The 9,300-nt window shown below is 46.8% G+C and carries 13 protein-coding genes; 5 read left to right on the plus strand and 8 right to left on the minus strand.

The genetic code is table 11. The annotated features are described in order from the left end of the window. From P8O70_02860 to P8O70_02875, 4 genes are all read left to right on the plus strand, one after another. Positions 1 to 628: DUF2723 domain-containing protein (locus P8O70_02860; protein MDG2195825.1), on the plus strand; the 628-nt coding region annotated here is incomplete at its 5' end. Positions 629 to 643: 15 nt separating this feature from the next. Then, a complete protein-coding gene (locus tag P8O70_02865; GenBank protein MDG2195826.1) occupies positions 644 to 1,363 on the plus strand; it encodes a hypothetical protein in 720 nt (239 codons plus the stop codon). 226 nt (positions 1,364 to 1,589) lie between these two features. Further along, a complete protein-coding gene (locus P8O70_02870) occupies positions 1,590 to 1,772 on the plus strand; it encodes a hypothetical protein (protein ID MDG2195827.1) in 183 nt (60 codons plus the stop codon). A 54-nt stretch (positions 1,773 to 1,826) separates the two neighbouring features. After that, positions 1,827 to 2,381, plus strand: a complete 555-nt coding sequence (locus P8O70_02875; GenBank protein ID MDG2195828.1) for a hypothetical protein — start codon at positions 1,827 to 1,829, stop codon at positions 2,379 to 2,381. 62 nt (positions 2,382 to 2,443) lie between these two features. Here P8O70_02875 and P8O70_02880 read toward each other — a convergent pair whose 3' ends face one another. Further along, positions 2,444 to 2,728, minus strand: coding sequence for a hypothetical protein (locus P8O70_02880; GenBank protein ID MDG2195829.1), 285 nt, complete (start codon positions 2,726 to 2,728; stop codon positions 2,444 to 2,446). 267 nt (positions 2,729 to 2,995) lie between these two features. Here P8O70_02880 and P8O70_02885 point away from each other — a divergent pair, with 267 nt between their 5' ends. Then, complete coding sequence (locus P8O70_02885) at positions 2,996 to 3,505, plus strand: hypothetical protein (protein MDG2195830.1); 510 nt, start codon at positions 2,996 to 2,998, stop codon at positions 3,503 to 3,505. A gap of 76 nt (positions 3,506 to 3,581) precedes the next feature. Here P8O70_02885 and P8O70_02890 read toward each other — a convergent pair whose 3' ends face one another. The 7 genes from P8O70_02890 to P8O70_02920 all read right to left on the minus strand — a co-directional run bounded on the left by P8O70_02890 (position 3,582) and on the right by P8O70_02920 (position 9,299). Next, entirely contained in the window at positions 3,582 to 3,935 is a 354-nt protein-coding gene (locus P8O70_02890; GenBank protein ID MDG2195831.1) for a pentapeptide repeat-containing protein, read from the minus strand. A 60-nt stretch (positions 3,936 to 3,995) separates the two neighbouring features. Next, the gene (locus P8O70_02895; GenBank protein MDG2195832.1) at positions 3,996 to 4,283 is read right to left on the minus strand and encodes a hypothetical protein; all 288 of its coding nucleotides are present in this window, start codon (positions 4,281 to 4,283) and stop codon (positions 3,996 to 3,998) included. 518 nt (positions 4,284 to 4,801) lie between these two features. After that, a complete protein-coding gene (locus P8O70_02900) occupies positions 4,802 to 5,146 on the minus strand; it encodes a hypothetical protein (protein ID MDG2195833.1) in 345 nt (114 codons plus the stop codon). 78 nt (positions 5,147 to 5,224) lie between these two features. Further along, positions 5,225 to 5,605: a nuclear transport factor 2 family protein gene (locus P8O70_02905; protein MDG2195834.1), complete on the minus strand. Its 381-nt coding sequence runs from the start codon at positions 5,603 to 5,605 to the stop codon at positions 5,225 to 5,227. Between the two features lie 431 nt (positions 5,606 to 6,036). Further along, positions 6,037 to 7,512, minus strand: a complete 1,476-nt coding sequence (locus P8O70_02910; protein MDG2195835.1) for a mannitol dehydrogenase family protein — start codon at positions 7,510 to 7,512, stop codon at positions 6,037 to 6,039. Between the two features lie 15 nt (positions 7,513 to 7,527). After that, positions 7,528 to 8,307, minus strand: a complete 780-nt coding sequence (locus P8O70_02915; protein MDG2195836.1) for an L-iditol 2-dehydrogenase — start codon at positions 8,305 to 8,307, stop codon at positions 7,528 to 7,530. Continuing rightward, positions 8,304 to 9,299 (minus strand): ABC transporter ATP-binding protein, encoded by a 996-nt coding sequence (locus P8O70_02920; GenBank protein MDG2195837.1) that lies wholly within the window; start codon positions 9,297 to 9,299, stop codon positions 8,304 to 8,306. The genes P8O70_02915 and P8O70_02920 overlap by 4 nt, the downstream gene beginning before the upstream one ends. Position 9,300 lies beyond the last annotated feature (1 nt).

Raw genomic sequence — 9,300 nt, forward strand, 5'->3', positions numbered from 1 at the left:
GCGAGGACACCTTGCCAGCACGTTTCTGGGAGCTCTTGCCTGCGGAGTGCTGTTTGGCTGTGCTCGACTACTTGGAGTTTCTGTGTGGGCAGCTTTGGCTGGAGCCTGGGCATTTGGAGCATCTGAGCACTTCTGGTCACAGGTGATCATTGCTGAAGTCTACACACTCAATGCTCTGCTCTTCTTTGCCACCTATCTACTGATTCTGAAAGCCTTGCAGGCAGCAGATTTACGAACATGGTGGTGGGGAGCCTCAATTTTCTTTGGGCTCAGTCTGGCTAATCATTACCCGCTGATGGCACTGGCTTTTCCGGGATTGCTGGTGCTCACCCTTCCTGTTTGGCGAAGTGTGCTACCTCGTCTTCCAGAATTAATCTTACTCAGCCTGTTGAGCGCTGCGTTACCATACGCAGGAATGGTCTGGCGCTCTCTACAAAATCCATCAATCAGCTTCTATGGTCCTATCGAAGGTTGGCAAGGTTTCTGGTTTTATTTCAGTCGCCAGGGCTATGCCAGTGTAGATGTCAGCCCCAGTGCTGGTTGGTGGGATCGCTTGGAATTTCTGCAATGGTTTGGCGTTGAAGCTTTCTGGCAACTGACCCCCTTGGGCTTTGGGCTCGCACTCTGAGGGTTGTGGAAACTGATGCAACAACTTTCCTTGACCGTGTCGGTCTCTGGGATGTTGATTTTCCTTAGCAACAGCGTATTGCTGTTATTCCTCCTAGCTTTTGACTTCGACTTCTTCAATATTGGTATCTTCCGCCCTTACTCCCTCGTGTGTTATGGCTTACTTGGTTTGTGGTTAGCCATTGGTTTGGATGATTTCATTCGTCATTTCGTCAAAAATCCTGAATTCCAAATTTTGGGAACCTTCATTATTGCTTTGCTGATCGAGAGTCTGCTGCTTTTTCAAAATCTTTCAAAGAACGATCGGTCTGCTGATAATTTTGCTGAACGACACGCTGAATTGATCTTCCAGCTACTCCCAGAAAACTCGGTATTCTTTGTCTATGGTGATTCGGAAACAGGACCGCTTGGCTACTATCATTATGTTGAAGAACAACGGCCTGATCTGGAATTAATTAGCCTGCAAGGCTTAGTCTATGGGAACCGCTTATTCCCAGTCCGTAGCTCTGTGCGCAGAAAGCAGGAAACACTTCGTCAGTTCATAAATAACAGCACTCGTCCTCTATTTTATTCAGTGGATTCTGAGAAGTTTTCACACGGCCAAGGAATCCGGCACTACGGATTTCTAAAGGAGGTTGTACGTGGAGGCAATCCAACTGCTCTGCAATTGGTATTTCGGCCTGAAGCAGAGGCTTACTTCAGAGAGTTGTTGCAACAGCAACCCAAGGATCGCTAGGAGAGATTTCATCGAAATAAGCTATTACATCAGTATGGAGACTTCCTTGGTTATGCCCTGCTCGGTGGTGATCCTGAACTTCAGAAAAAGATCCAGCCTCTCCTCCCTCTAGCTGAAAGTAACTTTTTCAGCCTGACCGGCATGATCGAGGTATTGATGACTCACCAAGCTCAGCCATCTCTACCTCAAATTGAAAGCTGGCTAGAACTCGCAGAGTCACTGCAAGATGAGACTCTCAACAAAGAACACCGGGGCTCGCTTTGCGTATCTAAAAGGCTTTGCAGCCTTTCTCGGTGGCCATCAGCAAGGGGCCATTGAAGCTTTCTACAAGTCTGCTCACATATATCCCCATCCTGAAAACGCCTCCCTATCGGCCCTCCAAAAACTTGGGCAACAAATCCCCGAATAGGGGAATATTCAGTGCATCCTCAAAAATAACAGAAACTCACTAACTGAATAGGATATGAGAAGCAAAACTTCGTTGCTGCTGTTATTCGTTTTAAGCCTGCTGCCCAATTGGCTGAAAGCTGAACCTATTGAGGGCTTTGGGCTTCATTTGAATGTAGGGGATCTACAAATCTCCAACTCCTCGACAGAGCAAAATCATGTGGAATCCTACGCCTACGGTGGCATCGTAGATTATCAGTGGACAGCTTCCAATTATTTCTCAGTGCGCTTGTTTGGAGGAGAACACATAGGCAGTGCCCAACAGCCTAACAAGCCTGATTACAATTACTTCAAGACAGGCCTGTTTGGGCTGGAAGCCCGTGTGTGGGCCGGTTCTTTCTGGTTTCTAGGAGTACACGCCGGCCAAGCTTACTTGACCTGGATTGAATCAATGGAGAGTTATACGGAAATCGCTTGGGCCAGCCAAAGTGGATACGGTGTGGGCTTTGAATCCGATGACGGCTGGACCTTTACGATCTACACACAAAAGACCGGGACCATGGAATTTGAGGATCTTCCAGATCAGGAAGTCGAAGGAACCCGTCTTGAGGCAGGCTATCGTTGGAAATGAAAGGCAACAGCCGAGAAGTAGCTGATTAAAGCAGAAATTCAACCCTCAGAACAATCGGCTGCTTAGTGGAAGGTACGAATTTGGCGAGGAGATTCTTTGAACACTGTCTTGGGCATAACAGGGATCGACTGTGAGGCTGCGTACTGGTCTAATTGCATACGCAGGGCTCTCAAATCACTATAAGGTCTTGGCTGTCTGTTGAGTTGTTGGCTGATCGCCAGAACCTCCTGAATTCTTTTCTGTTCTTCCCAATATTCCTCAGTTGGAGGATAAGGATTGAAGGGCTTGGCTCCCAGCAAAAATAGAGTGGTTACAGAAATCAGCAGCAATTTCAAAAGTCTGGACATCGTGTTCCCTGTTCCTCAAAACGATTCTCAAGGGGGTCGTGACGTCCTGTCTTGTAGCCAGCTTCATCCTGAAGAAAGCTTTTTTGTAGTCTTCCTTACTGTGGACTCATCTTCAAGCAAACTTGAGCCCATCTAATCAAAACCACTTAGAGACTGATAAAAAACCAGGTTATTCATCCATGAATTCAAATCTTTGACTGCTCCACTTGACTGTAGAACAACTGTAGTTCGTGAAACTGACTACTTCAACAACGTTTAAAGGATGTTATGAAATACCTGATAGTAATTTTAATGGCTTTGCTCTGCTGGACAACTGCATCCTTTGCCCAAAAGCTTGGACCGGTAGGAAAGCAAATGCTTCGGGAGTATTCAACAAAGGGTGAACTCACTTACTGGAGTTCGGTAGATACAGAGTGTCCGTTCTACAGTGATTTGAATCTAAACCAAATCATTCGAGAGAGGATTTTAAAGCAGAACATTCGGCCTGCTTTTCATAAGAACAAACAACTGAGGAAAGCCCGAGTCTATGTGAAGGTTCACTGCTATTTCAAAGACTTCACTGTGATTACTGCGGATTTTGAACTCCAACTTGGATACGACCTAGCTGACCAAGTACGCCTTGGCTATTCCTCTGAGGTTTTCCTGCTGAATCATCCCATTCAAAAAATCAAAGTTGATATCGAGTCCATAGTGGATGAAAAGGTAGCTGAGTACGCAGCGGCACATTTGGAGGGTGCTGTTGCTCGGCAATCTACTTCGAGCAGCGCACAGCAATAATTAGACACGTGTTCACTTTCGAAGACTCTTTGTTGGAGTCGCTGCCCAATCAAATATTCTCAACCAATAAACTTCTTCAACAATCTTTATCACTGATCTCTCCGTTGGGAAGGATCGTGTTACAGAAAGTCGCACCGCGCAGGATCGCGTAACTCAGATTGGCATCTCGCAGGTTGGCCTCCCTCAGATCAGTTTCTCGCAGATCCGCATTCCTCAAGTTGGCCCGAGACAAATTAGCCCCCCTCAAATCGGCATAACTCAAGTCAATGTCCGGCAACTTTGCCGCTGACAAATCACACCGGCTGCAGACGATCCTTTCCTTCTGCTTGGCTACCTGCTTCAGCAAGCTATCCACATCCGACGGGGTAAAACCAAGAATCGGGGACACTACAATTAAGAACGTTATCGGTGTGATAAAAAACATCTTCATCGCACGAACCCCATTTTTAATTGCGTGAGCAGGTCAAATTTTCTATGAATTACTAGTGTCTCAAGAGTTATTTGGGAGGGAGGCCTGTGCATCCAAGTCTCTTCGATAGTACTTGTTTCCACTTCCCCAATCTTGTGGCAGTGCTTCTCTCATCTGCATCAGGTTCGGTTCTATTTCAGGATAAGTCGAAAAATACTGTTCACTTCGCTGAAGTTGCTGAACAGGCGGAGGAGTGTAGGTTCCTGGAGGAACTGGGTGCCTCTCTGTCCAGAGATACTCGAGGTGTTTAGAGTCACATCCAGACAAAATAAGGGTCGCGCCAACCAAGTATAAAAGTGATTTCCTCACTATATCTCTCCATCGTTTGAGGTGATCAGAATTGATGTGCTTCAAATAATAGCAGTACATATATAACTAGATATTCAATCTTTTTTTGGCAACTTACAACTCTCTACTTCATGTCCACTCTACAATTATCTTGCCGATTACCCACCAATTCTCCTGTTTGCTGAACCACATCAGTTGGATTGACAGAGGCCAAAATATAAACGTAATTCCCTCAACTTCACTCTGAAGCAGGAAATTCAGAGCCAGACAAGGAGCCGAACATTGATCGGAGCATTCTACCCCAAAGAGACTCCTCTCACATGGAAGCCGTTCTTCTCGATTGAATCGGCAGGTCACGCAATTCCGGTTTTAATTTCCTACGGTCTGATTGAGTTATGAGAGAGAGGGGATCGGGGGAGGCGCTGAATCTGGACCGAAACCAAGACTTTGGTCCAGATTCACAAGGCACTACTGATCGGAGAGTTGGCTACACAAAAAGCTGCAGCGCAGCAGGTCGACGATACAATGCAATAGAAATATCAGAGTTTTCTCTCGTAGGGTGCTTGACCACCAGTCAACTCAAGATTTATCTTTGAAATATTATTGTTCAGCGCACTCATCCCCCAATTTGGTCCCATTGGGCCATCAATAAAGTCTTGGAAATCAGCTTCTGAAATTCCCTCCTTCGCTTCCCATATACAAAACATCGGGCCTTCTTGTGCAACAGGCATGAAGGAATGATTGTAAAACCCCAATTCCATACAATCTTGAACGTACTTACCCATCGCAGGTTGATCACTCATTAGCTCACCAGTTTTTTGCCACCACTGACCAGCCTTACCGGGCTTCACATAGTGGTGAACCAGAAAGAATTGAGATCCCATAATTTGTATTCCAATAGTGTAGTTAATGAATGTTTTGACCAAATCATCAAAATACCGAAATAATCATCATAAATCTACTCAAGCAGCATTCATCGTTGCAGCCATTTTCTGTGAGTCATCAAAGATATGAAATTCAGCAATTTTACTATTTTCGATCTTGTAAAAATGTCCAAAATCAGCAGTCATTTTTCCTGAACCCACCGCAGTTGCATGCAGCATCGCAAATACGTGATCACCTTCAGCGATGATGTTCACCAACTCAATTTTGAATTCATCATAAAGCTGTGGCACCTGAGACAGAGCGCTCATCCAATTATCTGGACCATGATAAGTTCCGGATAATTTATGGATCCCATTTACTTTAACTACTGCATCTTCGGCATACAGAGTGCGAAAAGTTGTCATATCTCCGGTTGTAAAACATTCATAGTTTTTCTGAACTACTTCTTTTGGTGTCATACAAACTCCATCTAGGGTGAAAACTGTACTAGTGATAGGGCAAATCCCAGCCGAATAGGCTAGAACTCCTCAAAGGCTACTCACTAAAAACATATTATCAATCTATTAGTTGGATAGATTTTTTAGATTAGAGTCAAAGAACCTGATTCTATTAGGTTTAAAAATTGTCCCTCAAACTACCTGTCTGCACCCAAACGAAGAGAAAAGAGAGAAATCTGTTTTGTAGAGCTAGTGACAGCAACGCCCATTATTTTAGGTACTCTCTAGAGCACTTAGACGCAATAGCCAATTTTGCCCTCACTTGAATGAAACCCGGAGCCCAGACACCAGAATACGATGCCTTATCTGATGAAATGCGGCAGCTTGGAAAATTCAGAGCCACATGAAAAGAACTAAGAACTAAGAACTAAGACGGCGGGAATGATAGTGGATCAGAGCTGATCATCGAGGTAGCTTTGCAGGGTGTTTGCGGTGCCATGCTGCCATAGGTGCTGCAGGGCATTTTGGAAGCTTTGTTGGAAAGCTTTAGACTCTGAGAGATCGCCAAAGACGTCCTGTAATTCCAGGAAGGCCAGCGGTTCAGATTTAGATCTTTCGGCCAGCGTTCGTAGTCGATCCGCCTGACTGTCCTCTGGTTGCATGTCTTTCCCTCCCTCAGAGAATCCTCCCCAGTATCGACACCAAAGCGCAGACTCCAAGGCCAAACCAGTTACAGAGGTGCCTGCCTGTAAGCGATCTCGAGTGGAGGGTAGCACAAACTTGGGTTGTCGGTTGGAACCATCAAAGCAAAGTCGAGCAATCGTATCCCCAATTTTTGGATTGGCAAACCGCTCTAGAACCAACTGAAGATAAGCTTGTAGATCAGTATTTGGTACAGGGGGAACTGACGGTAAGATCTCCTCTGTCTCCATCTTCTCCAAGTAGCGGCAGATTAGCGGATGCGCCATTGCCTCGTGGACAAAGTGTTGGTCCAGCAGAGCTCCCACATAGGCAATTGAAGCATGTCCTGCATTCAAAATCCTCAGCTTCATATGCTCATAGGGAGTCACGTCCGGCACGAAAGTCACCCCAACAGTTTCCAATTCTGGACGCCCTAGCGGAAAGTGATCTTCCAAGACCCACTGAATGTAATTTTCACAGAAAACTGGCCATCCGTCCTCAATACCAAACTCCTCCTGCAGAATACTTCTTTCCCGATCAGAGGTAGCGGGTGTAATGCGATCCACCATTCCATTGGGAAAAGCAACCTCACGCTCAACCCAGGCGGCCAATTTGGAATCTTGCATTTCGGCAAGACCAACCACAGCGTTGCGGGTGACATTGCCGTTGTGCAGCAGATTATCGCAGGACATCACAGTAAAGGGCGCAATGCCTCTCGCCAAACGGGTACGCAAACCAGCCAGAATCAACCCAAAGGCTGTAGTCGGTGTCTCTGGATTTGCTGCATCCTGTTCTAATGTGGGTTGATCTGGATCGAACTCTCCCGTTGCTGGATTAATGAAGTAGCCTCCTTCCGTGACCGTCAATGAAACAATCCGGATGCTTGGGTCTGCAAGCCTCTCAATGTTTACAGGATCTCCTGGTGGGAGAAAATCGATCATCGATCCCGTTATGGTTGCTTTGTAACCAGCAGCCGATTGCTCCACGACTGTAGTCAGGTAGTCCTGCTGCGCCAGGGTTTGACCCATCACACGATCACCAGGCATCACACCTGTACCAACCAGAGCCCAGTCAAGAGATTTGCCAAGTCGGAACAGTTGGTCCAGATAGACCGCTTGATGTGCCCGATGAAAATTGCCCACACCAATGTGGATAATCCCCGGCTTGAGCTGCTTAGGAGAATAGTTGGGAACTGAGATCTGCGATGGAAATGAGGGCAAGACTGCCCGAGAGAGTCGAATAGTCATGAAAATTTTGGAAGGTCAACTCATCCAATTGCCACCATCGACGTTGAACGTCTGCGCTGTAATATAGTCAGCATCAGCAGAAGCCAAGAAAACTGCCGCTCCTTCGATATCATTGGGACTTCCCATCCGGCCTAGAGGAACAGCCTCACCAACCAGTCGTTTCTTTTCACCAATGGGTCGGTTTTCATAGCGCGCAAAGAGGCCATCGACCGTTGCCCACATCGGAGTGTCGATCACTCCAGGGGCAATGCCATTAACGTTGATATGATGCGGAGCCATCGCCAGTGCTGCTGATTGAGTATAGCTGTAAACAGCCGCCTTGGTTGCACAGTAGTGAGCTACCAGGGCCTCCCCACGTCGACCTGCTTGAGAAGAGAGGTTAATGATCTTACCACTGATGCCTTTCTCAACCATGTGGGCCGCAGCCGCTTGCATCATGAAGAACATTCCCTTGACGTTAATATCGAAGAGCCGATCATAACTTTCTCGAGAAGACTCCAGTAGTGGAGCCATCTCAAAGATTCCTGCATTATTGAAAAGGATATCAACTTGGCCAAACGCTTCAGCTGCTGCTTGAATCGTCTGATCAATATCCATCTGTTTAGTCACATCCATACCGACCGCCAAGGCACTGCCGCCAGTCGCTTGAATTTCCTTCGCGACAGCTTCCGCTAGCGACAGCTTTACATCTGCGACAACACAGCGTGCTCCTTCCTGAGCGTAGCGCAAAGAGACAGCACGACCGATACCGCCACCGCCACCTGTAATGATTGCTGTCTTGCCTTCCAGTTTCATCGAATTGCCTTCCCGTTGTTGTCAAATTTATGAATTTTGTCCTCTTCCGGACTAAGATAGATGGTTTCACCGTAATTTAGCTGAACTTCCCCATCGGTACGAACCGTTAGTGGAGCTTGCTGGCCTTCGACATTAACATGCAAGAAGGTGTCTGAGCCCAAATGCTCCGACACTCCAACCTTGCCTGTCCATAGTCCTGAAGACTTGGAAATTTGAACGTGTTCAGGGCGAACTCCAATCGTTGTTGCATTGTAGCGACTGGCTTCTCCACCATCGAGGAAGTTCATTCTGGGAGCACCGATGAAGCCCGCTACGAAAAGATTATCCGGTGCGCGGTAGAGATCCATAGGACTACCCACCTGCTCAATATTGCCATGATCCAGCACTACGATCTTATCGGCCATCGTCATTGCTTCCACCTGATCGTGAGTGACATAGATCATCGTTGTCTTTAATTGCTGGTGCAACTCCATGATTTCAAGACGCATATTGATCCGGAGAGCAGCATCCAAGTTTGAAAGTGGTTCGTCGAAAAGGAAGGCTTTCGGTTGGCGTACAATCGCTCGACCAATCGCAACGCGCTGACGCTGCCCACCAGAAAGCTGGCGAGGCTTACGCTCTAGATATTCACTCAGGTTAAGGATCTTGGCGGCCTCTTGGACTTTTGCAGCGATCTCACTCTTCGGCATGCTTGCCATCTTCAGTGGGAATCCGATGTTCTCGCGCACACTCATGTGCGGATACAGGGCGTAGGACTGAAAGACCATTGCTAATCCACGCTTGGCAGGTGCAAGGTTGGTCATATCCTGACCATTGAATTCGATCCTGCCTTTAGAAACTTCCTCCAAGCCAGCAATTAGTCGCAACAAGGTGGACTTACCGCTACCAGAAGGACCAACGAATACGACAAACTCTCCTTCATTGACCTCAAGATCTACTGAAGGAATGACTAATACATCCCCAAACGATTTGGAAACGCCTACTAAATTAATG

Source organism: SAR324 cluster bacterium, from assembly GCA_029245725.1.
Lineage (GTDB): Bacteria > SAR324 > SAR324 > SAR324 > NAC60-12 > JCVI-SCAAA005.

Excerpts from the sequence above, each read along its gene's own strand:
- P8O70_02915 (MDG2195836.1), bottom strand. The coding sequence starts at position 8,307 with ATGAAACTGGAAGGCAAGACAGCAATCATTACAGGTGGCGGTGGCGGT.
- P8O70_02875 (MDG2195828.1), top strand. The coding sequence starts at position 1,827 with ATGAGAAGCAAAACTTCGTTGCTGCTGTTATTCGTTTTAAGCCTGCTG.
- P8O70_02880 (MDG2195829.1), bottom strand. The coding sequence starts at position 2,728 with ATGTCCAGACTTTTGAAATTGCTGCTGATTTCTGTAACCACTCTATTT.
- P8O70_02900 (MDG2195833.1), bottom strand. The coding sequence starts at position 5,146 with ATGGGATCTCAATTCTTTCTGGTTCACCACTATGTGAAGCCCGGTAAG.
- P8O70_02890 (MDG2195831.1), bottom strand. The coding sequence starts at position 3,935 with ATGAAGATGTTTTTTATCACACCGATAACGTTCTTAATTGTAGTGTCC.
- P8O70_02885 (MDG2195830.1), top strand. The coding sequence starts at position 2,996 with ATGAAATACCTGATAGTAATTTTAATGGCTTTGCTCTGCTGGACAACT.
- P8O70_02870 (MDG2195827.1), top strand. The coding sequence starts at position 1,590 with ATGAGACTCTCAACAAAGAACACCGGGGCTCGCTTTGCGTATCTAAAA.
- P8O70_02905 (MDG2195834.1), bottom strand. The coding sequence starts at position 5,605 with ATGACACCAAAAGAAGTAGTTCAGAAAAACTATGAATGTTTTACAACC.
- P8O70_02910 (MDG2195835.1), bottom strand. The coding sequence starts at position 7,512 with ATGACTATTCGACTCTCTCGGGCAGTCTTGCCCTCATTTCCATCGCAG.
- P8O70_02865 (MDG2195826.1), top strand. The coding sequence starts at position 644 with ATGCAACAACTTTCCTTGACCGTGTCGGTCTCTGGGATGTTGATTTTC.